The sequence below is a fragment of the Novipirellula aureliae genome (genome assembly GCF_007860185.1).
Classification (GTDB): Bacteria; Planctomycetota; Planctomycetia; order Pirellulales; family Pirellulaceae; genus Novipirellula_A; species Novipirellula_A aureliae.
In genome coordinates this window covers 984,159-1,009,785 of sequence record NZ_SJPY01000001.1, presented here as the reverse complement: position 1 = coordinate 1,009,785, position 25,627 = coordinate 984,159, and the positions used below count along the sequence as shown (strand labels likewise).

Annotated in this window: 17 protein-coding genes and 1 tRNA gene; 10 read left to right on the top strand and 8 right to left on the bottom strand. The window is 52.7% G+C overall.

Annotated elements, in window-relative coordinates; genetic code table 11:
* Window positions 1-94 precede the first annotated feature (94 nt).
* Both Q31b_RS03775 and Q31b_RS03770 read left to right on the top strand, forming a co-directional pair.
* The gene (locus tag Q31b_RS03775) at window positions 95-2,812 is read left to right on the top strand and encodes a bifunctional acetate--CoA ligase family protein/GNAT family N-acetyltransferase (RefSeq protein WP_146598281.1); all 2,718 of its coding nucleotides are present in this window, start codon (window positions 95-97) and stop codon (window positions 2,810-2,812) included.
* A gap of 77 nt (window positions 2,813-2,889) precedes the next feature.
* Complete coding sequence (locus tag Q31b_RS03770; RefSeq protein ID WP_146598280.1) at window positions 2,890-4,245, top strand: SAM-dependent methyltransferase; 1,356 nt, start codon at window positions 2,890-2,892, stop codon at window positions 4,243-4,245.
* Between the two features lie 28 nt (window positions 4,246-4,273).
* On the opposite strand, the gene Q31b_RS03765 is transcribed toward Q31b_RS03770, so the two are convergent.
* The gene (locus Q31b_RS03765) at window positions 4,274-5,449 is read right to left on the bottom strand and encodes an aldose 1-epimerase family protein (RefSeq protein WP_146598279.1); all 1,176 of its coding nucleotides are present in this window, start codon (window positions 5,447-5,449) and stop codon (window positions 4,274-4,276) included.
* Between the two features lie 205 nt (window positions 5,450-5,654).
* Between Q31b_RS03765 and Q31b_RS03760 the strand changes: the two genes are divergently transcribed.
* Window positions 5,655-5,915, top strand: coding sequence for a DUF4404 family protein (locus Q31b_RS03760; protein ID WP_146598278.1), 261 nt, complete (start codon window positions 5,655-5,657; stop codon window positions 5,913-5,915).
* A gap of 171 nt (window positions 5,916-6,086) precedes the next feature.
* On the opposite strand, the gene glgB is transcribed toward Q31b_RS03760, so the two are convergent.
* Window positions 6,087-8,078 (bottom strand): 1,4-alpha-glucan branching protein GlgB, encoded by a 1,992-nt coding sequence (gene glgB / locus Q31b_RS03755; protein WP_146598277.1) that lies wholly within the window; start codon window positions 8,076-8,078, stop codon window positions 6,087-6,089.
* 230 nt (window positions 8,079-8,308) lie between these two features.
* Here glgB and Q31b_RS03750 point away from each other — a divergent pair, with 230 nt between their 5' ends.
* Window positions 8,309-9,373: a sigma-54 interaction domain-containing protein gene (locus Q31b_RS03750; protein ID WP_146598276.1), complete on the top strand. Its 1,065-nt coding sequence runs from the start codon at window positions 8,309-8,311 to the stop codon at window positions 9,371-9,373.
* Window positions 9,374-9,471: 98 nt separating this feature from the next.
* On the opposite strand, the gene Q31b_RS03745 is transcribed toward Q31b_RS03750, so the two are convergent.
* A complete protein-coding gene (locus Q31b_RS03745) occupies window positions 9,472-10,359 on the bottom strand; it encodes a carbon-nitrogen hydrolase (RefSeq protein ID WP_197170861.1) in 888 nt (295 codons plus the stop codon).
* A gap of 34 nt (window positions 10,360-10,393) precedes the next feature.
* Here Q31b_RS03745 and bioD point away from each other — a divergent pair, with 34 nt between their 5' ends.
* Both bioD and Q31b_RS03735 read left to right on the top strand, forming a co-directional pair.
* Window positions 10,394-11,083: a dethiobiotin synthase gene (gene bioD, locus Q31b_RS03740; RefSeq protein ID WP_197170859.1), complete on the top strand. Its 690-nt coding sequence runs from the start codon at window positions 10,394-10,396 to the stop codon at window positions 11,081-11,083.
* 241 nt (window positions 11,084-11,324) lie between these two features.
* Window positions 11,325-12,794, top strand: a complete 1,470-nt coding sequence (locus Q31b_RS03735; RefSeq protein ID WP_146598273.1) for a TonB-dependent receptor — start codon at window positions 11,325-11,327, stop codon at window positions 12,792-12,794.
* A gap of 72 nt (window positions 12,795-12,866) precedes the next feature.
* Here Q31b_RS03735 and Q31b_RS03730 read toward each other — a convergent pair whose 3' ends face one another.
* A complete protein-coding gene (locus tag Q31b_RS03730) occupies window positions 12,867-13,661 on the bottom strand; it encodes a polysaccharide lyase family 7 protein (protein ID WP_146598272.1) in 795 nt (264 codons plus the stop codon).
* Between the two features lie 1,974 nt (window positions 13,662-15,635).
* Window positions 15,636-15,719, bottom strand: a tRNA-Leu gene (locus Q31b_RS03725).
* Window positions 15,720-15,985: 266 nt separating this feature from the next.
* Here Q31b_RS03725 and Q31b_RS03720 point away from each other — a divergent pair.
* From Q31b_RS03720 to Q31b_RS03705, 4 genes are all read left to right on the top strand, one after another.
* Complete coding sequence (locus tag Q31b_RS03720; protein ID WP_146598271.1) at window positions 15,986-16,336, top strand: hypothetical protein; 351 nt, start codon at window positions 15,986-15,988, stop codon at window positions 16,334-16,336.
* A gap of 32 nt (window positions 16,337-16,368) precedes the next feature.
* Window positions 16,369-18,573 carry a S9 family peptidase gene (locus Q31b_RS03715; protein ID WP_197170857.1) on the top strand — a complete coding sequence of 735 codons (2,205 nt, stop codon included), beginning with the start codon at window positions 16,369-16,371 and terminating at the stop codon, window positions 18,571-18,573.
* Between the two features lie 189 nt (window positions 18,574-18,762).
* Entirely contained in the window at window positions 18,763-19,566 is an 804-nt protein-coding gene (locus Q31b_RS03710; RefSeq protein ID WP_197170855.1) for an alpha/beta fold hydrolase, read from the top strand.
* 41 nt (window positions 19,567-19,607) lie between these two features.
* The gene (locus Q31b_RS03705) at window positions 19,608-21,779 is read left to right on the top strand and encodes an efflux RND transporter permease subunit (protein ID WP_146598268.1); all 2,172 of its coding nucleotides are present in this window, start codon (window positions 19,608-19,610) and stop codon (window positions 21,777-21,779) included.
* Between the two features lie 334 nt (window positions 21,780-22,113).
* Here the strand turns inward: Q31b_RS03705 and Q31b_RS03700 are convergent, their stop codons facing one another.
* From Q31b_RS03700 to Q31b_RS03690, 3 genes are all read right to left on the bottom strand, one after another.
* The gene (locus Q31b_RS03700; RefSeq protein ID WP_146598267.1) at window positions 22,114-22,908 is read right to left on the bottom strand and encodes an inositol monophosphatase family protein; all 795 of its coding nucleotides are present in this window, start codon (window positions 22,906-22,908) and stop codon (window positions 22,114-22,116) included.
* A gap of 13 nt (window positions 22,909-22,921) precedes the next feature.
* Entirely contained in the window at window positions 22,922-24,046 is a 1,125-nt protein-coding gene (locus tag Q31b_RS03695; RefSeq protein WP_146598266.1) for a serine/threonine-protein kinase, read from the bottom strand.
* A 219-nt stretch (window positions 24,047-24,265) separates the two neighbouring features.
* Window positions 24,266-25,597 (bottom strand): 3-deoxy-D-manno-octulosonic acid transferase, encoded by a 1,332-nt coding sequence (locus tag Q31b_RS03690; RefSeq protein ID WP_146598265.1) that lies wholly within the window; start codon window positions 25,595-25,597, stop codon window positions 24,266-24,268.
* Window positions 25,598-25,627 lie beyond the last annotated feature (30 nt).

The following is a 25,627-nucleotide window of genomic DNA, read 5'->3' as shown; positions in this document are numbered from 1 at the left end:
TCCATCGCGAATCGGTTAGGTTCTTCTTTGGTTCATACGCTCTAATGGCAAATGGTCAACCGAACACTTTTGTACTAGCGATGATAGGATAGTTATGTCGATTCGTAACCTCGACAAGATTTTTGCTGCGCGGCACGTTGCAATCGTGGGGGCAACGCCGCGTGAATCGAGTGTCGGACGCACGGTCATTCAAAATTTAATCGCGGGCGGCTATCAAGGCGAAATTTTTCCGGTCAATCCTCGCTTTGAAGAGATTGAGCGTGTACGCTGTTATTCGTCGTTTGACGATTTGCCGCAAACACCCGATTTGGCGGTAATTGCGATAGCGGCTGCGAACGTCCCCGATGCGATCGACCGCTGCGGACAAGCAGGGATTCGTGGCATCGTTGTCCTGTCCGCCGGGTTCCGCGAAGTCGGTAAGCGGGGCCAAGAGCTCGAGCAGGAAATCTTGACGGTAAAAAAACGCTACGACAACATGCGGATCGTCGGGCCAAATTGTCTTGGAATCATCTCGCCGCATCGAGGACTGAACGCCTCCTTCGCCAGCGATTCGCCGCCCAAGGGCCGCATTGCTTTTATTTCTCAATCGGGGGCGCTCTGCACTGCAGTGCTCGATTGGGCAATCGAAAAGAAAATCGGCTTCTCTTACTTTGTCTCCGTTGGCAATATGCTCGATGTCGGAATGGCCGATTTAATCGACTATTTCTCAATGGACCAATACACCGATTCGATCATCTTGTACGTCGAGTCGATCACGGATGCACGCAGATTCATGAGCGCAGCGAGAGCATTCACTCGAAGCAAACCAATCATTGCCTATAAAGCTGGCCGGTTCACCGAATCGGCTCTAGCTGCCGCGTCACACACGGGGGCGATGATGGGAGTCGACAGCGTCTATGAGGCCGCCTTTGCGAGAGCAGGGATTGTCCGCGTTTTTGAAGTAGGGGATCTCTTTGATTGTGCTGCACTGCTAGCACGAAAGAACGAAACGAAAGGCCCGCGTTTGGCGATTGTTACCAACGCAGGAGGCCCAGGCGTGATGGCGACCGATGCCCTGCTACAACGCCAGGGCACACTCGCAACGCTGTCCAAACAAACGCTTGAGAAACTTGTTGCGATCCTGCCATCGGCTTGGTCCCATGGCAATCCTATCGACATCCTCGGCGATGCGCCACCACAGCGATACCAGGACGCGATCGAAATCGTACTCCAGGACGACAACGTCGATGGCCTCTTGGTCATCCTTTCGCCTCAAGCGATGACCGCTCCAGTAGAGACAGCCAAAGTGGTTTTGACGTCAGCAAAGAAAACTTCCAAACCGGTGCTTGCCGCATGGATGGGAGGCGTCCGTGTTCGACCGGGTATGGAGCTAATGAGCGATGCGGGTCTTCCTGTCTATCGAACTCCCGAAAAAGCCGTCTCCGCCTTTATGTATTTGGTCGAGTACGCACGTAGGCGAGAGATTTTGTATGAAACGCCTCGTTCGATCCCCGTTCGTTTTCACTTGGACCAAACGAAAATGCGATCCGTCTTCGAAAAACTGCGCAGCGAAGGCAGCGACACACTCAGCGAAGTCGCATCGAAAACGCTACTCGAAGCTTACAACGTGCCAACCACCAAAACGTTAGTCGCTCGTTCCAGCAATGATGCTGTCACATTGGCTAAACGAATTGGCTACCCCGTCGTGATGAAAATCTTTTCACCAGAAATCACACACAAGAGCGAAGTGGGTGGCGTGATCTTGAATTTGACCGACCCTCAAGGCGTTGCCGATGCCTTTGGTCAGATCACGTTGCAAGCCAAGCAACGAAGGCCAGATGCGTGTATCGAAGGAGTGACGCTGCAAAGCATGGTCACATCCCCCAACGGGCGGGAACTGATCGTCGGAGCCAAGCGCGACCCGGTCTTCGGCAGCGTCTTGCTCATCGGTGCTGGCGGTACCATGGCTGAGATCATGCAAGACAGTTCGCTTGAACTGCCTCCGCTGAGCGAAACACTCGCTCGCCGTATGATTCAATCCCTACGAGCGTGGCCGATGCTCGGTGAGTTCCGAGGCAAACCGGCAGTCCATCTCGATCGGCTCGTCGAAGTGCTAATGAGAATTAGCTATTTGGTTGCCAATCATCCTCAAATCAAAGAGCTTGACATCAACCCGTTGCTGGTGACCCCCGAAGACGCTGTGGCTCTCGATTGCCGCATCATTCTCGATCGTCGCGATCCAGGGAATCTCGATTCGCGAAACGGATCGGCCAGAGAGTCTCAATCGCTTTACCCCCACTTGGCGATACGGCCTTACCCGTCCGAATTCCGTGAGCAATTTACGCTGTCCGATCATACGCCACTCCTATTGCGTCCGATCGCACCGGAAGACGAACCACAGTGGTGTGATTTGGTGGCGTCTTGCTCGCCAGAAACGCTGCGGATGCGGTTTCGCTATATGTTCAAAGCGACCACGCATGAAATGGCGACCCGATTTTGCTTTACCGACTATGACCGAGAATTGGCAATCGCAGCGGAGATTCAACACGAAGGCAAACCCGTTTTTGTGGGCGTCGGTCGCCTCGTCGCTGACGTCGATCACCGTGAAGCCGAGTTTGCGGTTTTGGTCAGCGACAAATGGCAGGGGCATGGAATCGGTGCGATTTTGACGGACTATTGCTTACAACTCTGCAAACGTTGGAAAATCCAAAGTGTGGTTGCGGAAATGTCCCCAGCCAATCAACGGATGATCGATATCTTTTCGCATCGCGATTTCAAATTAAGTCGGAATATCGCCGAAGATGTGGTGATTGCCCGGAAAAAATTGGTCTAAGTGATTTTGCACTGTTTTTGGTAGGATCGACCCGCTTCCCGAAAAACTTACCTTTCCTACCTCTGGAGGTTCCACGGATGGGACACCTATTTTCAGCGCAAACGCAACTTCGTTCAATTAAAGAAATTCTCCGTGAAGTTGCCGAACCACTCGATCTGAATGCATCGGTGCGACTTTGGGATGGCGACGTTATTCCCCTAGGTGCGGCAGCCGATGGAAAGTTTATCATCAGTCTATCCGGGCCGGGGGTGATCGGTGCATTATTGCGAAAACCGGGGCTCGAAACCCTCGTACGACTCTATGCGACCGGGCATATCGATTTCGAAGGCGGCGATTTGATCGATTTTTCCGAGGCTCTCAAAACAAAACGATCCAACCGAAAACGGCTAAAAGAAATTGGCAAATGGATGGTTGCCAAACGGACGTTGCCTTTCCTGTTTGCGAAGACGGAAGTCGCCGATCTTGACGCCGGTTTCCGCGACGATATGGTCGGACGCGACGAATCGAAACGCAAAAACACCGACTACATCCAATTTCACTACGATGTCGGGAACGACTTCTATAAATTGTTCCTGGGCAAAGAAATGATTTATACGTGTGGCTATTTCCGTGACTGGAACAACTCGCTCGATCAAGCTCAGCATGACAAACTCGATATGATTTGCCGTAAACTGCGGCTGGAACCCGGCGATACGATGCTCGACATCGGCTGCGGTTGGGGTGGGTTGATCTGTCATGCAGCCCAACATTTTGGCGTCAAAGCCCATGGCATCACGTTGTCGCAGCAGCAACATGATTACGCCAAAGCCAAAATCGCCGAACTCGGGCTAACCGATCAAGTTAGCGTCGAGATCTGTGACTACGCAGACCATGTCGGTACCTATGATAAGATATCCAGTATTGGAATGTCCGAGCATATCGGCGTCGCAAACTACCCGCGTTATTTCGACAAGATCAATTCAATGCTTCGCGATCGAGGCGTTGTACTCAATCACGCGATCGCTAGAAGTTCGAAAAAGTCGAAGCGGCATGCGGCAAAAATCCGACCCGAACGAAAGTTCTTGCTCAAGTACATTTTTCCAGGTTCTGAATTGACCCCCGTCGGGATGACCACCGATTTTATGGAACAAAGTGGTTTCGAAGTCCACGATGTCGAATCATGGCGTGAGCATTATGCATTGACGACCCGGTTTTGGTGCAAAAACCTATCGGCGAATAAGGAACAGGCGATCGAACTCGTGGGCCAAGAACGTTACCGACTATGGGTCGCCTATCTGGCCGGTGCCTCGGGCGGCTTCACGGCAGGTTCGATCAAGATTTTTCAAGTCGTCGCGACGAAAAAGGCATCCAAAGGATTGTCGGGGATGCCGCCAACCCGAGAGCACTTGTATCGCATCGATACCGATCAAGCGAGCTATCGAAAGGTAGCGTGATGCTCGAGCGACATTGCGACACGCCGCCCTAAGACATATCGGACCAACCCGCTTTGGGTTGCCGGTGAACGGTTGCTTCAAAGGTTTCACTGAGCGACTTGATTCGCTCGCTGGTCTTGTTGACCGCTTGCTCATTGATCAGCGGCAACAACGACAATCGAAACGACTTTGTCTCGCCTGGTTCAATCGTCACCAATCGGTCTTGCTCGGTTTCAAACGACCGCTTGTTGGGAAAGTTCGTTGCTGGCTCCATGCCGACGACATACCCATCGCTCTTGGCAGCCGTGTTTTTCCAAAGAATGAAATAGGGTAAATGATTGACATTGTGCGTGACGGCTAATCCGCATGATCCGTCGCCACTGCGAACCATCGTCGTCGTCTCATTCGAATCGTCCACACACAACTTCGTGAAGTAGACCCGTTCTACATAGTTGTCCTGCGGTGCACCAAATTGGTTCCACTCGTCGATTTCGCCCGCTGACAATTCGTCTCTCGGAGCAAGCTCCTCAATGGGAGCTTCGAGTACCGCACCATCGTCTAAAACGGGCGAACCGATATTGATGTGATAGAGGAGCTGCATCGTGGCAGGTTTCGACAATTCATTGGTGACATCGTCAAGTAGGTAGACGCGGTAACTGCCTGCTCGCACGCGTAATCGGCTCTTTAGACGAAGTCGCTTGGCGAACCATCGCGCCTCCATCACTTCACCGATCAATTCCAAACGTCCCGACGCTTCATCGTATTCGATCGACAATGCGTCGGCAGGCAAGTTTGCAATCCGTCCATGCACGGGATAAACCAAGTTCCCATGCTCGTCATGCTCCGGGGCTCCGTTACTTTCAAGTCCGCAACGTACGACCAGCTCATCGAAACCCTCCAAAAACCCGAGCCCACTCGGGTCATCGATAGGCACGAGCGATGGGTGAATCGGTCCAGCGATGGGGGAGTCGAATCCAAAACGAATTCCTTTTGATTCAATCTTCCAAATCGACATGCCACGTGTTGGCAACACCACGACTCGCATCACACCCGTATCGATTTCGACCACTTCGACCCCATCCGCTGGACCACCAACGAATCGACCATATCGCGTTTCAATTTCGCCTTCACGCGTTTCAACCGTCATCGTCAACGGGGACTCTTGATCCCAACGAATAGAGGATTCCGGGTGGTCTAAAACACGAGCATATTTTGTATTTACCATCGTCGCTTTGTCACTATTCGTTTCTTTCCAGTTCCTGAAGGGTCAGGATACACCGAAGAATCGGTCTCGTGAAGTGACTTCCCGATCGCCTGAAAGAAATGGTGGGCGAACCGATTTCTGATAGAATCCATATAGGATAGAGTATCTGCTCAAATACATTTGCCGACCGCCTTGTTGTCGACAACCAAACCAAAAGGAAATAGCTATGCCCCAAGACGATCTACTAAAGGCGCTCCGCTCGGTTCATCAAGAGCTCGAAGAAGCTGAACACCTCGACCCCGAACAAGTTGAACGACTACGAAACACGATGCAGGAAATTGAACGAGTCATTGAAAGCAAAGCGAAAGGGGGAACTCAGCTTAGCAAACAAGTGCATGAGTCAGCGCGAAGTTTCGAAGAATCACACCCCTTGTTGACAAACACCCTTGGCCGGATCGCTGATATGCTCCAGCAAATGGGCATCTAGGTTACCTAGGGGTCGTTAACGATAAGCCCGTTTGTTTTCAACCTGGCTCCCATGTCCAGCCGCCAATGTAATTCCTGCAGCCTACATTCATAAGCAACGATGCAAGAAAGCGGAACGATCTTTGCAAGTTGCATCGCGGTGGATGCTAGGTCTTCCGTTGGTCGATTCTGGCTACGCTTTGCTGGCGTCTGCTTTTTCAGTCGCGGCGGCCGAATCGAGCGTTAGCATCACGATTGACAAGGGTGGAATGTTTAGTTCGAGGCTGTAGGGGCGTCCGTGACTCGGCTGGTCGTCCGTTTGGCGCAGCCCCAAATTGCCAATGTTACTACCACCGTAGAGCTCGGAATCACTATTGACAATTTCGATGTACGATCCCTTGCCTGGTACCCCAATGCGATAATCAAAATGAGGCGATGGGGTAAAGTTGACCACGACCACGACTTGCTGGCCATCGCTTGACGTGCGGCAGTAGGTATAGATGCTCTTGGCCGCATCATCCGCAGCGATCCAAGAAAAACCGCCTGGTGTGCAATCGAGTTCATGCAGTGCAGGATAATCCTTATAAACTCGGTTCAAGTCGCCGAGGAATAACTGTAGCCCATTGTTGAGCGGTTCCGCCTGCTGCTTCCAATCGAGTTGGCTGTGGTGATTCCATTCACCCCGCTGCCCAAACTCACACCCCATAAATAACAACTTTTTGCCTGGCACGGTGTATTGGTATCCATAAAGCAGTCGCATATTGGCGAACTTTTGCCAATCGTCACCCGGCATACGCGAAAGCAGCGACCCTTTGCCGTGAACCACCTCGTCATGCGATAGCGGCAACACAAAGTTTTCGCTGTTGGCATAGACCGAACGGAATGTCAATTCGTTTTGATGGTACTTGCGGTAGATTGGATCACGCTTGATGTACTCCAGTGTGTCATGCATCCAACCCATGTCCCATTTGAAACCGAAGCCAAGGCCACCGGTATAGACTGGCCGCGAAACTCCGCCATAAGAGGTCGATTCTTCGGCCAAAGTCATCACACCAGGAAAGTCGGCGTGCAAATGGGTATTGAGTTGTTTCATAAAGTCGATCGCTTCGAAATTTTCGTTCCCTCCAAAACAATTCGGAATCCACTCACCATCTTTCCGTGAATAGTCCAAGTACAACATCGATGCGACGGCGTCGACACGAAGTCCATCAATGTGGTATTCCTTGAGCCAAAATCTCGCATTGGCGTGCAAGAAATCACACACCTCGTTTCGTCCATAATTGAAAACATGCGTTTTCCAATCGGGGTGGAATCCTTGTTTCGGATCATCATGCTCGTAAAGCCCCGTCCCGTCGAATCGGGCTAGCCCGTGCGCGTCATAGGGGAAGTGAGCGGGAACCCAATCCATGATGACACCAATCCCATGCTGGTGACAATAATCGACAAAGTAACGGAAATCGTCGGGCGATCCAAAACGGCTCGTCGGAGCAAAGTAGCCGGTTACTTGATAGCCCCACGAGCCATCGAATGGAAACTCGGCGATCGGCATCAATTCGATATGGGTGAACCCCAACGACTTGACATGGTCGACAAGCATCGGAGCAAGTTCTCGATAGGTGTGGTAGGGACGTCCATCCCAAGGGCGTTTCCATGAAGCGAGATGGACTTCATAAATGGATACCGGGCGGGTCAGCCAGTTGGATTCGGCTCGTTCGTTCATCCACGAGGAGTCATTCCACTGATAATTGTCAAGGCTGTGGATGATCGACGCGGTCGCCGGCGGATGCTCGGCGGAAAAGGCGAACGGGTCTGCTTTGTGAAGCAGTTCGCCTTGCTTCGTTCGGATACCATATTTGTAGCTAGTGCCTTCCACTACACCCGGAATAAAACCGGACCAGACGCCCGAATCGCTGCCCGAAAGCCAATCACTTCCGTGCTGCCAACCGTTCCCGTCGGTCAACACACTGACCTCAGTCGCATTTGGAGCCCATACTGCGAAACGAGCCCCTTCGACGCCGTCGCGAGTTTCCAAATGGGCACCAAGCCAATGATAACGTTCGTTCTTGGCCTCGCAATTCGCCTCGTTCGCGGTGCCCGACGATTTTCCAGCGGATGATTTTGCTTCGGGTGAGGCGACTTTGTGGGTGACCGAGTCTTTTGACGCATTTGGGCGAGTGGGCTTCATTATCTGATTTCTCTGTTGAAGAGGCGCAAAATTTGGTACGGCTCATTTTGTTATCTTCTGTTTAGACGACGACTGCAAGGTATTAGCGAGCAGAAATCAAATCATTGGCGGGTACCCGAATGGGTAATTAAAGACTATTTTTGTGAGTGATTCGGCGATCCAAGACGTTCGCAGAGGATGAGTCGATTTAATTAGGAAAGATAGGGTTTGCAGACACGCAAGAATATTTCATGGCGATTCTCGGTAACTCCCCTAACGGCACCAGCGACGCTCCCATTGCGGGGATCATCGGCAATTCGCCAGCGATGCAAGAGGTTTATCGCATCACCCGCCGCGTCGCTGGCAGCAATGCGTCCGTCTTGGTCCTTGGCGAAACCGGAGTCGGCAAGGAATTGATCGCCGGGGCGATCCACCGCCTGAGTCACCGTAGCGGCGGCCCGTTTGTGCGAGTGAATTGCGGTGCATTGAGTGAAAGTTTGCTGGAAAGCGAATTGTTTGGACACGTTCGCGGAGCTTTTACCGGTGCGGTCGCCAACCGGGCTGGTCGTTTCGAAGCCGCAGCGGGCGGTACCATTTTTTTGGACGAAATCAACAGCACAACGCTGACCTTGCAGGTGAAACTACTTCGCGTGCTGCAAGAAAAAGAATTTGAGCGCGTCGGTGATACGACCACACTCAGCACCGATGTCCGCATCATCGCGGCAAGCAACCGCGATCTGATGAACGAAGTTCACGAAGAACGATTTCGTGAAGACTTGTATTGGCGATTAAATGTCGTACCCATTGAAATCCCACCGCTCCGCCGACGCCGTGAAGATATCCCCGCGCTCGTTTCATTCTTTCTCGAATACTACAACGAAATCAACGATCGTTATGTTGTGCACATCGCGCCGGGAACTCTCGAAGCTCTCCAAGACTACCATTGGCCCGGTAACGTTCGTGAGTTGCAAAACTACATCGAACGCTCCGTTGTGATGGCCGAGACCGATGAGTTGACACCTAGCTTATTGCCATTGTGCGTCACCAACAACGAAGTCCCTGTCGGTGTCGAAAGATCTTCCGGAGACATTGATTCGTTGACCCGCGACGTCGTCATGCGCGGCATTGGCGAAGCGAATTTGGAAGAAGGGGGCGTGCACAGCTTAGTCGTCGAGCGAGTCGAGAAGGAGCTGATCTCGCAAGTGCTAACCGTTTGCGGTGGCGTCCAAACCAAAGCAGCTGTGATGCTGGGGATCAACCGCAATACGCTGCACAAAAAAATCAAAGACTACGGCCTCGATGATTCCGATAGTTAGTGGCTCTGCGACATTTGATTTGGAAGTAGCCGATCTCGCCAAAGACTGGACCCGCGCAATCAATTCCGCCCAAAGTCTGGCAACTTCGACTACGGCGATCAGGGCTTCGGAAACGGAATCGGTTCATCGTTGTATCGATGGAGCAATCCACCATAGGCATCGATTCGACGATCGCGTAAAAACGGCCAATGGGTCCGCACCAGATCGATCTCGTCGAGACAGCAATCGGCGATAAAAACGCCTTCCTCTTGACTGCCTTCGCAAACGACTTCGCCGCGAGGCGAAACGATTATACTGGACCCCCAAAACTCTAACTGACCTTCGACTCCGACGCGGTTGGGTGCGCCCAACCACAAGCCGTTCGCGATCGAGTGAGCACGCATTGTCGTTTGCCAAGCATCAAGCTGCCCCGCACCGAACTCGTCCTTCTCTTCATCAATCCAACCAATCGCGGTCGGATAGAGCAAAATCTCAGCGCCGGAAAGGGCAAACAAACGAGCAGCTTCGGGGTACCATTGATCCCAACAAATTCCCACCCCGAGTTTGGCGAACTTCGTTTGGATCGGGCGAAAACCTAAATCGCCAGGCGCAAAGTAAAACTTCTCATAAAACAATGGGTCATCCGGGATATGCATCTTTCGGTAAACGCCTGCCAACGATCCGTCAGCGTCCATGACAACAACCGTGTTGTGATACAAACCGGCTGCTCGGCGTTCGAATAGCGGGACGACGATCACCACGCCAAGCTCCGCCGCCAACTTGGACATCGCTTCGGTCGATTCGCCAGGGATCGGTTCGGCTAGGTCAAAATTGCGATGATCCTCACTCTGACAGGGGTAAGGCCCGTTGAACAATTCTTGTAGACAGATAACTTGGGCTCCACGCCCCGCTGCATCGCGAATCCATTTGGAGGCATTCTCGATCATGGCCGCTTTTGTGCCGGCATCTTTCATCTGCACAAGGCCTAATTTTACGCTGCGTGTCACGACAAAAAATCCTGATGGTAAGAAAGTGGACGAAATGAATCGATCGCCAAAACGACTGATGATTGCCGGAACCGACACCGATGTCGGCAAAACGTTTGTCGGATGTTTAGTTGCCGAATCCTTCCGATATTCTGGCAGCCAAGTTGGAGTCTACAAGCCGGTAGCGAGCGATTGCCATGCCGAAGCGGGTGAACGGATCGCCGATGACGCACGGAAACTTTGGAATGCAGCAGGAAAACCGGGCGTTTTGGCAGATGTCTGCCCCCAGAAATTTTTAGCACCGCTTGCTCCACCCAATGCCGCGCGAGCCGAGGGCAAGACGGTTGATGCGGAGCTGCTCGTCAGCGGGGTCGATCCTTGGAAGCAAGGGTACGATATCTTGATTGTGGAGGGAGCCGGTGGCCTCTTTAGTCCCCTAGCGGATGGATTTCTCAATGCAGATCTCATCAAGCAATTGGCCCGCTCCCTGGGAACGATCGACGTCCTCATCGTCGCAGCAAACCGACTCGGTACGATCCATCAAACGCTAGCGACCTGTACCGCCGCAAAGGCGATCGGGATCACACCCATCGGAATCGTGTTGAGCGATGTCAGCAACTCGCTTGACCCATCGGCTGACGAAAACGCAGCGGAGATCTCGAGATATAGCGACGTTCCTGTTCTGGGCCGCGTTCCCTACGGAGCAACCCGGAGTGATGTCGCCACTTGGGCCGACCGCTTGTAAAAGCCTCTTGAGTTGCCAGCGTCTTGAATGGGCTGGGGCAACCAACGGCAGACCCGGCAAGAAACCGAGACGACGTCTCGGATAGACGGAGCAAATGGCCGATCATTCCGGCAATGATGCTTGCAGGGCCTTATATCCAGAAAACCTGAACGACTTGGCGTCTTTCTCCCCGCCTCGGAGTGGTCTGTCACTCATATCTAACAGAGACATTTCATTTGTAACGACCTCTGGGGCAATTTCTATGACATCCGTCCAAGCCAATACCGCACAGAAAGCTCTCGCCGTTAATCTCGATCCGCGGCGTTATGGCTCGTTTGCTGAAATTGGTGCTGGACAAGAAGTTGTGCGTTGGTTTTTTCGTGCCGGGGGGGCAGCCGGGACGATTGCCAAGAGCATGTCGGCCTATGATATGTCGGTCAGTGATGCCATCTACGGCGAATGCGAGCGCTACGTTTGCCGGCAACGAATGGAAGACATGCTCGACCACGAGCACCGCCTGAATCTAGAACGACTCAAAGAAAAGCGTGGCGACACAACCGCATTCTTTGCTTTCGCCGACACCGTTTCGGCTCGTAATTTTCATGGGACCAACGATTGCCATGGATGGATGGGCATTCGTTTTCAAGCTCACCCGCGTGACGAAGACAGCCAAATCATTATCCACGTACGAATGCTTGATACCGAAAACTCGCTCCAGCAAGAAGCCCTCGGGATTGTCGGCGTCAATTTGCTCTACGGTGCGTTCTTCCTCAATCACGAACCGGACCAGTTGATCGAATCGCTACTCGATGACCTGAGCACTCGGCGAATCGAAATCGATATGATCGAGTTTTCAGGCATCGCCTTCCGACACGTTGACAATCGAGTCATGAGTTTGCGATTGGTCCAATTAGGATTGAGCAATTCGGCGATGTTTTCGGCTAGCGGTGAAGTGATGCAGCCTTCGGAAGTTCTTTACAAAAAGCCCATCCTCGTCCAACGAGGCAGCTTTCGACCGATCACCCACGTCAATCTCGATATGCTCGAGGCGGCTCACGAGAAATTCACCCACGAAGTGGATGTCGAGGAAGAGGAAGTTGTCACGTTGGCGGAAATCACGATGCGTAATTTGCAAGCCAACGGCGATATCGATCTGCGAGATTTTTTAGCGAGAGCCGATACGCTTGCCGCGTGTGGAATGACAGTCCTGATTTCGGATTACTTTGAGTACTACCGCTTGGCAGCCTACTTGGCACGGTACACCAAGAAGAAAATTGGCATCACGATGGGTGCCGGTTCGCTTTGCGAATTGTTTGACGAAAAGTACTACACGCAGCTGGATGGTGGTATCCTTGAATCCTTTGGAAGGATGTTCAAAAACGATCTAAAACTCTACATCTATCCCCTGCTCAATCGCGAGACGGGCGAATTGACCATGGTCGACAATCTGCAAATTGCACCCGAAATCCGCAAACTGTATCAGTACTTGGTAGAAAAAGGATGCATTGAGCAATTGGACAATTTCAATCCCTTGCATCTCGAAACATTTTCACGCGAGGTTTTGCGAATGATCCAAGCTGGCGATTCGAGCTGGACCGAGCACGTTCCAGAAGAGGTTGCCGAAGTGATTCAGGACCGTGGTTTCTTCGGATGCAAGTCAAGTGCTGCGTCACAAAGCAGTGTCATGAAGCGTCTCGAAAGACACTCCAAACCACTAGGCTCGTTGGCGTAAAATTGACAAGTGCTTTAGCAAAATGGCTCGTTTGGATTGGCACGGGGTTGGCACCAATCGAAACGGGTAATCCTAACGGCCTTGGCTAGATCCATCACGTGCAATCACTTGAACGTGACTCACCTTTAGCGAAGAAAACGCAACCCGCGCCCCTTCGCTTTCGTCGCCTTCATTGTCTTGAGGATACGCGCCTGCTTTGAAGTAGAATGTCTGGTTCGCCCAATCGGCATCATTCTCCAAAACGTTCTGCGACTGCGTCTCCCCGTTGACGGTAATTGACAGCACTCCGTCCTGAAGTTTGATTTGATAAGCGATGTCCGTGTTCAAATCGCCTCCGGCAAAAATTTGCTTTTGATCCTTGTCCTTTGTCGGGCTCTCCTTTATCAATGCTTCGATGCGGCCCTTGACGTATTGCAGCTTGATCAGCGGCTTGGACATTCCCGTGTAGCTGTGGATCTGGCCAATGATCACTTTTGGGTTGCTGGGGACCTGTGTCACCCGGCAACGAGCGTCTAGAACGTGAGTTCCCGGCATCGGCCAATTCACTCTCGAGCTGTCCACGTCGAGCATTTCGCGAAGCTCGGATCGCGGGTACTTGGTCCCTCCGGTCGTTGCACCGTTGACGGGACACCAGAAAACCAGATGCCCCTTTGCATCCGTTTGAAAATGCGGATCTTGGAATCCGGCGGTGAGTTTTGCCGCTGACACCTCCGCCGCGTGACCGCCATACTGATTGGAAGCATCGGTAGGCAGCGTCAACTTCCAGTGGCTCAAATCGATTGGGCGGTTCGGCTCAGCAGCGGTCGCCGACGATATCGCAAATACAGATGCGATCGCAAAACCAAGAGTAAAATTCCACTTCACCATTCGTTGTCTCGCTAATTTGGGTTGATCGAGTTGAATACTGATTGGCCTTATCGAGATGATGTTTCATAGCCGCTCGCCGCTATCCCGGTTTGATTTCGCCACTGCTTGCCGACCGCTCGACACCTTCTGGCCTACCGACAATTGTCGCCCCAGGACCAAACGATGCGAAACATCCGGAGTCCGATTTGGCCCTGAAACGATTTGGCCCGTGGTCTGTCCTTGCCGAATCAAGCGGTTTGCCCCACACAACCTCGGTCAACCGGTGACGAGATCCAACAGCATACGGCCTAACGCTCCCCCTAGCTGCGCCTCCGGCACGCGCGATGCGTGACGCCAAGGAATGCCACGATCGCCGGGAGTTCTGCAATTCGAATCAGTGCGGGCATTTTAACATGGGATGCACCTCACTCGCAAACACATCGTTTTGTATGGATCGAAATTGAGCGTGTCAGAGCAAAGATTCAGGTGCGCGTGACCTTGTACGTTGCTGCCCAAAATTACTTTACGCAGTTGTGTTCCAGGTGTTTTCCTCTACGCCAACGGCGTTACATAACATAGCCCAGGGTTAAGGCTTTGCCAGCGCAAGCGCAGCAAACCGCAACCCTGGGTTGCTTGGTTTTCCCCCCTCTCCGTGCCCCACCCCGGTTTCGGCGGCTTCGCCGCCAAAACCGGGGTGGGGCACGGGGTGGGCGTTTCGTGTCTACCCAGGGTTGCAGCGTCAATCGCAAAGGCGATTGCCAGCTTTAACCCTGGGCTGCGGAATGTAACGCCGTTGGCGTAGGAAAAAAAACGATGCAAGTCAGTGTTCTCGAAACCGTGTCTTTCAAGCACTCAGCAGGAACGTACGCACTCATTGCAGCCATTCCGGGGGAAGGAGCCTATCTCACTAGTTTGCATGCCTGATTGTTGATAATCAAACACAATAGGCAAACAAGAATACCAATGAATTCTGTCCGGGTGTTGCTGTATCACCTGAGATGATGCTCTGTCCCTGGACTGCCCCCGATAGGCAAACAAGAATACCGATGAATCCTGTTCGGGTGTTGCTGTATCACCTGAGATGATGCTCTGTCCCTTTGCTGCCGTACGTTGCTGCCAAAATTGCTTTACGCAGTTGTGTTCCAGGTGTTTTCCTCTACGCCAACGGCGTTACATAACATAGCCCAGGGTTAAGGCTTTGCCAGCGCAAGCGCAGCAAACCGCAACCCTGGGTTGCTTGGTTTCCCCCCCTCTCCGTGCCCCACCCCGGTTTCGGCGGCTTCGCCGCCAAAACCGGGGTGGGGCACGGGGTGGGCGTTTCGTGTCTACCCAGGGTTGCAGCGTCAATCGCAAAGGCGATTGCCAGCTTTAACCCTGGGCTGCGGAATGTAACGCCGTTGGCGTAGAAAAAAAAACGATGCAAGTCTCCCCAGGGTTGCAGCGTCAATCGCAAAAGCGATTGCCAGCTTTAACCCTGGGCTGCGCAATGTAACGCCGTTGGCGTAGAGAAAAAAAAGATGCAAGTCAATGTTCTCGAAGCCGTGTCTTTAAGCACTCAGCAGGAAGGTACGCACCCCTTGCGGCCATTCCGGGGGAAGGAGCCTATCTCACGAGTTTGCATGCCTGATTGTTGATAATCAAACACGATAGGCAAACAAGAATACCAATGAATTCTGTTCGATGTGTTGCTGTATCACCTGAGATGATGCTCTGTCCCTGGACTGCCAATGTCCCTTTGCTGCCAAAATTGCTTTACACAGTTGTGTTCCAGGTGTTTTCCTCTACGCCAACAGTGGCAAGAGAGCACCGCGACAGCCCGAGAAGGACAAGGATTTGTTGCAACGCGGGGTGTCCGGTCATGTCCCCGGATGACCTTGGGTGGACATCGCGAACAATTTCACACAGCGCCGTGCAGATCGATCGGAGAGTGCGAAAAAAAAGCCTGGAACGGATTTTGTCCGTTCCAGGCCAGTCGTGGCCATTTCTGACCACTGATACCGAAGGAGGGACTCGAACCCTCACTCCCTTGCGAGAACTGGATTTTGAATCCAGCGCGTCTGCCAATTCCGCCACTTCGGCTCTTCTTCACTAATTTACGGTCCCGCTCGCTTTGCAGCAACCGGGCCGATAATTTCAGGGCCAGAGTATCTATTAGTTTGCCATTGTTTGCAAGCCCGTATTTTCTCGTACACGGTGGGCTATATCCTACCGTTCACTCCATTGGCGATTGCCGCAGTTGCTGTTCTTGAAGCAGGGTTGCATCTTGTCTGTTTTTTTTGGGGGGGACGGGTTAAAAACCTGCCCCATGGTATTGCGGCTATGCTACCTTGAGGAGGTATACAACCATGCGAGTCCCCCATTCGCTGCCCCGACGATTGGCCTGCATCGCCTTGATTCTGCTAGGAATTTCCGTTGGATTCGCTAGTCCTGGGTTGGACGATTCGGTGACGGAGCCCGGCGATCTGTCCCAACAGGAAGACTCGCCGGGCGCGGGGCTGAACGCTGCCAAGATCGAAGATCGGCTGGAGGGCGATTTTGACAGTCGTGACATCGCCGCGGCCACTTCTTGGGCCGGGTCTTTGGGGATCGCCGATTGGCTCGAGCCGCTCGCACCGTGGCGGACCTTGGAAACATTGCGTTTCCAGGTAGGAGACTGGGAACGATCGTCACAAGCGTATAAAATGGCTGAATGTTGAGAAAACCTACCACAACTCTGAGAAACTTACCCATGCGAGCTTTTCCAATTTTACTTTCGATCCTCGTCGTCATGACGAACGCTCGTGCTGAAACACTGACTCCTGAAAGACTTTGGGATTTAGCTCGGATCGGCGATGCCGCCGTTTCGCCCGATGGGAAATCGATTGCCTACTTGGTGACCCGATACGATTTAGCGGAAAACGAAGGCACGGTTAGTTTGTTGCTGCAACCGCTTCCCCAAACGCCGCCAAAGCCAGACGGAAAGGTAGCCACCGCGTTCGACACACCGCTCCAAACCGCGAAAGCCAAGACGCTACTAAAAGACATCAAGGGACTCGGGTCACTCGCTTGGCTTGATCACACGACGGGTGCCAAGCTGGTTTACATTGCACCTGGGAAAGAGGCGGAGAAAGCTGAGGGTAGCGAATCCAAAGCGGGCGAATCCGAGGAGGGGAAGGACGAAAAACCGAAGCCTCAAGTTTGGATGCTCGATCCGAGTGGTGGTGAGCCGAAGCAATTGACATCGGTTGAAAATGGGGTCGCGAATTTGAAGTCTTCGCCGAGCGGCGATGCCATCGCTTTTACCGTCGACGTCAAAATGGATAAAAAGGTGACGGAGATATTTGAAGATCTGCCGAAAGCGGATGCTCGGATTATCGATTCCTTAATGTTTCGGCACTGGAACGCTTGGCATGATTACGCCTACAGCCATCTGCATACGGTGATGATCGACGATTCGGGCAATGCATCCGAGCCGATTGATTTGATGCCATCGCTAAAGGCGGATTGTCCGCTACCTCCGTTCGGCGGCCGCGAGCAGTTCACTTTTTCGCCCGATGGCAAACAGGTCGCTTTGACAATTAAGCTTGTGAACAATCCAGCGGAAAGTACCGACAGCAGTATTTTTCTGGTCGATACGAATGGCGGGACGCTCCGAAACATCACACCTGGGATGGCGGGCTACGATATGGACCCGGCCTATTCACCCGACGGACGGTTTATCGCTTTCCATTCGATGGAGCGGGCCGGCTTCGAAGCGGACCGGAATCGTATCATGCTTTACGATCGCAACAGTGGCGAGATGGAGGAGTTAACCAAAGGGATCGACCAAACCACGCACCGCGCGACATGGAGTGCCGATTCCAAGCGAGTTTATTTTGACAGTGAAACGCATGGCACGCACCAAGTCTTCTCGATCGACCTAACCAATCGGCAATTGACTCCGGTTTCAAGTGGTCGGTTCAACTTTAAGGTTATCGGAACGACGGGCGGTTCCGAGCAAGACGCTGCATCGGAGCGAGTGATTGTAGCGCAAGAAAATATGCTACGTCCGACCGAGTTAGGAATCATCGAACCAACATCCAAGCAGGTCACAACGATTACCGATGTGAATGGAACGATCTTTGCAAAACTGGAATTGCCGACGATTGAAGAACGGTTCTTCACCGCCACCGATGGAAAGCAGATTCACAACTGGGTCATCTTGCCACCAGGCTATCGAGGGGAATCGGATTCAAAGTCGGAGCCAGCAAAGCAATGGCCGATGCTGACGTATTGCCAAGGGGGGCCGCAGGGACAGATCGGTCAATGGTTCTCTTACCGTTGGAACTTTCACATGATGGCTGCCAAGGGGTACGTCGTGTTAGCGGTCAACCGCCGCGGGATGCCAGGATTTGGGCAAGAGTGGAACGACCAAATTAGCGGAGACTGGGGCGGGCAGGCGATGCAGGATATCTTGGCGTCGACCGATGCGATGATCGCCGATCCGAAGATTGACCCGAGTCGCGTCGCGGCGATCGGGGCCAGTTTCGGGGGATACACGGTTTATTGGTTGATGGGTAATAGTGCAAATCGCTTCTGTTCGATGATCGCTCATTGCGGTGTCTTCAACTTGGAATCGATGTACGGATCGACCGAAGAACTGTTCTTTGTGAATCACGATTTAGGTGGCCCGTATTGGAAGAGTGAGCAAGTTGCTGCTGATTACGAGCGGTTTTCACCCCACAAATTTGCAGGGAATTGGAAAACGCCGCTCCTGGTCATTCATGGCGAGAAAGATTTTCGCGTCCCAGTCACTCAGGGCATGGAAGCGTTCACGGCGGCACAGGTGCAAGGCGTCGAGAGCCGATTCCTGTATTTCCCAGACGAAGGTCATTGGGTTTTAAGCCCACAAAATGGGGTTGTTTGGGGCCGCGTCTTCTTTGATTGGCTCGATCAACATTGTCAAAAACCATAGCATTACCGATAGCCCGAATGGGTGGTTTTTGCGATACTTGCGAGTGAAAGTGGATTTTTCTGCCCTTTGGGTGTTAGACGGGCTACGACTCGGTAGATAGAATGGTGGGCTAATACATAGACAAGATTCTAGACCGACCGTGTTCGATGGGCGATTTTCGTCCAACTGAGTTCTATTCAAAGTTCGCCCGTGATTTTCAGCTCTAAACCTAAAAACGACCGTGATTCTCGCCCCTCCGTCGATCTTGATCGATTGGTTGATCAGGGGTCGGGGCCAAACACCGTTTTGTTTCTTCACGGTCTATTCGGTACGCCTGAGCACTATGCGGAGGTGATGGACCGATTGTCGGACCACTACCGGGTGATTGCACCTCAGCTTCCCATTGACCCGCAACCGGGTCGGCGTCTTAACGGGATGCAAACCGTTGCAGACTTGAGCGAGACGATCGAGGATTTGATTAAGACCTTGGAGCTAGACCAGTTTGTGCTGTGCGGCAATTCGCTTGGTGGCTTGATTGCGATCGATTTATGTCTTCGCCAGCCTGGACATGCAAAAGGTTTGGTTTTAGCTGGTAGTGCTGGGTTGTTTGAACGCAGCCCCATTCGCGGTTTGCGTTCGCGTCCAACTCGCGAATTTGTAAAAAAAACGGTGACAGGCATCTTATACGATCACAGCTTGGTTTCGGAGGCATTGATTGACCATTGGCACTCTGCGGTGATGGATCGCGACTATGTAAGGTTTCTGCTTCGGGTATCGAGGGCGACACGTGACCGTAGTGTCGAGCGTGAGCTAGCGTCGCTCGATTTGCCGACCATTATTATTTGGGGAAGCGAAGACGAGATCACTCCTCCGGCGACTGGCGAAGAATTCCAGCGTCTCATCCGAGGGTCACAGTTAAAGTTCATTGACCAGTGTGGTCACGCCCCGAATTGGGAAAAGCCAGCCGAGTTCGCTGAGTTACTTGAAGAATTTTTGCCGAGTTGCTTTGCGTGAACGTGCGACGGACAAGGATTGCCCAACTCACTCTGTTTCTCTTGGCACTTGCATCGCCATTCATTGTTTTCGCTGCGGTGTCAGCATTGCGCAGCACCTCGAACGATCCGCGTCAATGGTTACCCAAGTCATTTGCGGAAACCGACGACTACGATTGGTTTGGCGAGCAATTTGGCAGCGATGAAATTGCAGTTGTTAGCTGGCCAGGCTGCACGATTGACGACTCGCGTGTCAGCGAGGTGTCTGCAAAGCTTGAAGCGTCTCCGTTATTCGATACGGTGCTAAGTGGGCCAAGTGTATTGGCGGAGATGACGGAATCCCCGAACGGCATGTCGCGGTCATCCGCACTTCGTCGACTGCGTGGTATCTTAGTCGGTCCCGACCTCGAAACGACTTGTCTGGTTCTGTCAACGTCTGCTGCCGGACAAGCGGACCGAGTCGCTGCCGTTGAGCAAATCGAACAGGTCACGGTATCGGAGACCGATTTAGACCGAAGCGAATTGCGGCTTGGTGGTCCGACGGTCGACGCAGCCGCGATCGATAGGGAAAGCCGGCGATTGCTCTTTCAACTCGCAGGTTTTTCCGCATTGATCTCGTTTGTCATTGCGAGTCTTCGCATGAAGAGTCTGCGCGTCGCCATGATCGTCTTGGTTGTCGCGGGCTACAGCACCGCCGTCGCACTTGCCATTTTGTATCTCAGCGGCAGCAAGATGAATTTGCTGATGACAATGCTACCGCCATTGATCTATGTCCTCAGTATTTCGTCGGCGGTTCACCTCGCGAACTATTACCGCGATTCCGTATTGGACTCGAAATGTAACGACCCCTTAAGAAAAGCGATTTCGCATGGCTTCATGCCTTGCGTTTTAGCGGCGACGACGACGGCAATTGGTTTGATCTCGTTGGTGATGAGCAAAATCGAACCGATCCAAGAGTTCGGGCTCTATGCCGCCGCCGGAGTGCTCAGCAGCTTGACGGTGTTGTTTACGATGCTTCCTGCAGCCCTTCATTTGTTTCCACCCAAGATCAACCCGGACGAAGCAACGAAAGCGAATCCCAAAACCACCGTTGCTCACTTGAATGCTTCTTCACGCTATATCGCTTTTGTCAATTCGCGACACCTGCCGATTTTAATCGTATGCTTAACCGCAATGGCGTTTTTCGGTTGGGGGCTACCGTACGTCAAATCGACGGTAAAACTACAAGATCGATTCCTACCCGATAGCGATGCCATTCAGGATTACCAGTGGCTTGAATCGAACATCGGCCCCATGGTTCCACTCGAAGTGCTTGTCCGTTTCGACAAGGATGATCCACGAGAATTGTCCGAACAGTTGAACGTTGTCGCCAAAGTACAAGCCGAGATCCAATCATCCGAAGAACAGGTTGTGACGATGTCAGCTGTGAATCTTTCATCTGCATTGCCAAGCGGAAGTAGCATTCGAGATATTTTGGAGCGAAAAATAATCAATAGCCCTGTAACGCTTAAGCGATTGATGGAGGCTCACTTTTTTGCACGGACTGAAACGGAGCAGCTTTGGCGGATCACAGTACGCGCCGAGGCGATTGGCGATTTGGATTATGGGCGTTTTGCCGAGCGGCTAAAAAATAGGATTGACCCCTTATTGGCAAAGGAAAATGCACGAGGAATGTATACAGGAGTGATCCCGCTGATCTACAAGGCTCAGCGTCAACTGTTGCAAGATTTGTTTCGAAGCTTCTTAGCCGCATTCGCTGTGATCGGGGTCGTCTTGGTATTTGTTCTGCGCAGTTTCACCGCAGCGGCTTTGGCGATGATCCCTAACCTTTTTCCTGCTGTCGTGGTCTTCGGCGGACTCGAGTGGATCAACGTACCGATTCAAATTGGATCTGTGATGACGGCCAGCGCCGCTTTGGGCATTGCGGTTGACGACACCGTTCACTTTCTCACATGGTTCCGTCGAGGGTTGCACAACGGTTTACCGAGATCCAGTGCCCTGGAGGATGCATTTGAACGTTGTGCCGGTGCCATGATGCACACGACGTTCATTTGTGCGGGCGGCTTGCTGGTGTTTACGGTCAGTTCGTTCGTGCCGATCTTGCACTTTTCATGCCTGATGGTGGCCTTGTTGCTTTCCGCGTTGGTGGGCGACTTGGTTCTATTACCCTCGATTTTGGCAGGACCGCTCGGAAAACCGTTTGAGAAATCAGTCGCCCCCGCTTCGCAACCTTAGCCGTTTGGACGTTGGAAGCGATCCAAAGGGACTCGTTACCTCGTCCACTACTCGAAAACGAGGCTTTGATACACCACGAGTGCCTATCAATCTTTGATTTCAGGGTGAGACCGGACGGCTTTCGATGTGGATGAAAAATCGATTCCTTCAGAAACCTGGCGGTGACCGTGCATGGAATTCATGCCAAAAGGCCCTACGGAACGGCAAAAGGAGGTTCTGCTGGAAGTGTTGTTTTACTGGTCAACCGCGTGCTCATCAGACCGCGTGATTCGCGATACAAAGATTCGCGATACTAACGCGAACTGCTTGGTACGCGCGGTTAAAAAAAAGGCAACTACTTCAACAACTCAAGCATCGAGTGTTGCAGTTCCTCGGAGGCACTCAGGCAGAACATTGGGTTCCAATCGTCGAGCGGTGCGCCATCGTACTGAGACAAGATGGCACCCGCTTCACGAGCAATCACGATTCCTGCCGCAGCGTCCCAAGGCTGGACACTAGTGGCCCAGTACCCATCGAGTCGGCCATCGGCGACGTAGCACATATTGAGCGCGCAGGACCCAAGTCGACGTAGCGCACGGCAATGTTCGAGCACCCGCAAGAACCTTTGCACCTCGGGTGCATCCCCCTGAACGCCTGCGGAGAAACTGCAGGAATAGAGGGATTCATCAATTTTCCGGCAGCCGCTAGGTCTCATCGAGCGTCCATTGACCATCGCTCCGCCGCCATCAATTGCCGTAAACAACTCGTCGTAGACGGGATCAAAGATGACGCCAAGCCGCATCTTGCCTGCGACGTACAAACCAATCGACACGGCAAAGTTTTGTAGTCGATGAACGTAGTTGACCGTTCCATCAAGCGGATCGACGACCCAGCAAGGTGGCGCATCGACTTCACCGCGGCGAACCGCTTGGGGTGGTTCGTTCTCGCCTTCTTCTTCACCAACAAAAGCATACTCGGGAAAACGGTCGAAGAGGATCGAGCGAATGGCCTGCTGAGCAGCCAAGTCCGCGTCGGTCACCAAATCTTTGGGGGCTTTTTCGCGGACAATGCGGTCATCTCGCCGGGCCATCAATTCAACCGCGGCGGCTCGAGCAGCCGCAATCGCTACATCCAAGTGTTGTTGATCCATCTCGTTTGACTTCCTAAGCTTCGAAACTTTCCAGCTGTCGTAATTCCTCGAGCCAAACTCGAATATCGTTATCGTACTCCGTCGCCATGTCGCTGCGAATCAATTGACGATGAAAAGCTGCAGCACCTTGTTCGACATGCTCTGCCGCTTCGGCGCTGGGGAAACGACGGTTGGGGTCGGGGGCAATCAAGCCAAGCAAAAAATTCATCAGCAATTCGTTACGCAGAACATCTTCGGGTAAGACCGTATGCAATCGTGAAGGCAATTCGCGTTTGGCTTGCAAAAGTTGCCGCAAACTCTCTTTGCCCGCAAACGGGCTGGTCCCACTAAGCAGTTCAATTAACACGTAGCCAACACTGGCGAGGTCACTTCGGGGAGTCACTTGATTGTTTTCGAGGACTTCGGGAGCCGCGTAAATCGGTGTGCATTCGCAGTCGCGAGGTGGATCGGTGTAGTCGAATGCCGATCCCATGTCGATCAACTTGGTATGGCCGGATCGTTTAAGCATAATGTTCGATGGTTTTACGTCACCGTGAACAATGTTCTCGCGATGCAGTGCCGCAAGCGACGCCAAGCATTCGCGGACGATCGCGACCGCGACCCCCGCTTTGAATCGCGACTGCACCGGTCCCTCGGTTAGAATCACTTCGTTGATATAAGACCAACGTCGTTGGCTAACATGATGCCCAAGCAACTCCAAGCATTGTGGGGAGACGAGTTGCCGCAAATCGTAGCCATCGACCCATTCCATCATCATGATTCGAATTCGATGCCGCTCGAAAAAGTTCTGGACATCGAGCAAATTATCGTGCTGGATCAGAGCCACGCGAGCAGCGATGGAGGCGACACGGGCCATCGCTTCGTCATAAGATCGGCTGTCGGGATATCGCTCGGGTGAAAATACTTTCATGGCGACGGGAACCGTAAATCCATCCGTGCCGCGATACTCGGTCAAATAGACTTCACCCTGTCCACCACGACCAAGAAGTCGCAGCAAATGGTGGTGACCGGTCCAGCTTATTTTGCGCTTTTGCAGCAAATCATCGTATCGGCGCACCAATTCCGTATCGGTTTTTCCATGCGGGGAACCATGTAGCGTTATCGTCGGATTCGGTTCAAATCGTGTCGTAGAGTGCATTCGATTGGTGCCCAAGCATGACCCGCTTTCGCAAGAATGACCGCCCTGACGAGCAGGACGGGGCCGCTAAAACGACCGTGAAAGGAATAGGAGCCTCGAAGGGTATCTTAACCGATTGGGCAACCGATTGTCACCAAGGGAAATGTAGGCAATCTTTTACGGGCGATTGCAAGCCCCGAGAGGATTGAGAAACAACCCGACGTCTCCATCAGCCCACCACTAAGCACATTTTTTCGTTTGCTCGATTTTCGTTTCGCCGCCTTGATCTAATTCCGCAGCAATCGCCTCGATCGTCTTGCTGGACGCTCCCTGATGGCTGTGGATCAGTCGTTGAGCATTCATGCCGAGTTCCTCTGCTGCTGGGATGTTGGTCAAACAGCGGCGAACGAACTGGGTGAGTTCGGCTTGATCGGCGACGCGGACGGCGGCATCGTTGACGACTAGTTGATTGGCGATTTCTTTAAAATTTCGGGTGTCGGGACCGAACGAAACCGCACTGCCGTAGCCAGCCGGTTCGAGCATGTTTTGGCCACCGCGATCGGCAAAGCTGCCGCCAACCGTCGCGATCTGACTAACCCCCCACCAATGTCGCAGCTCACCGATGGTATCAACGAGGATCACCGTGTCGGTATTCCAGTCTTTTTCGTGGCTTATTTTGGCCGCACTTCTTCGCCGCACATTCAACCCAGACGACTCGACCAGTTTTGCGACCGCATCGAAACGCTCCGGGTGCCTTGGAACCAGGATCAATCGCAATTCGGTATGCTCATGGCGGAGCGTTTGATAGACATCCAAGGCCATCTTCTCTTCACCAGGCTGTGTGCTGCCGACGACCCAAATTCGATGCCACGGATCGATATTTGCCCATTCTTTTCTTGAACGCACTTCCATTGTTTCGCGAGAGGTGGGCGCATCATCGAATTTGATCGAGCCTGTAATCGTGATTCGATTCGCTACAGTTCCACAACGGCGAAATCGTTCTGCATTGTGTTCGTTCTGGCACCCAACCCACGATAAGCGGGCAAAGGTCCGCCGGGTAAATGGCCCGAACCGATGGTAGCCCGATGCACTCTTCTCACTCAATCGCGCGTTAAAAACCATCACGGGACAATCGTGATTTTTGGCGATTCGAATGAGGTTGGGCCAAAGTTCGAGTTCGGCCAACAACAGAAGTTTTGGGTTCAGATTTTGGATCGTCCGGCTAACCGCCCAAGAAAAATCGAGCGGGCAAAAGAAGACTTTATCGGCTCCAAAATGCTGGATCGCTAGGTCGTACCCTGTATCGGTTGAGCTGCTAATCACGATCGTGTCGTCAGGATAGCGACTTCGCAAACGACCGACGATCCCTTTCGCCAAATTGACTTCGCCAACGCTAACTGCGTGCAACCAAACGCAGCGTTTGCCGTTGCTGAGCGACAACGCAGCATTTTTCGATAATCCGAACAGCTTTTCTCGTGATCCGCGACGATAGCGGCCATACCGAATCATGCGGTACGCAACCAACGGCGAAACGAGCAGCAGCGCGAATAGATAAATCAAATTGGCGAACATCGGAATCCTTTCCGAAGGATCTCTAATAAA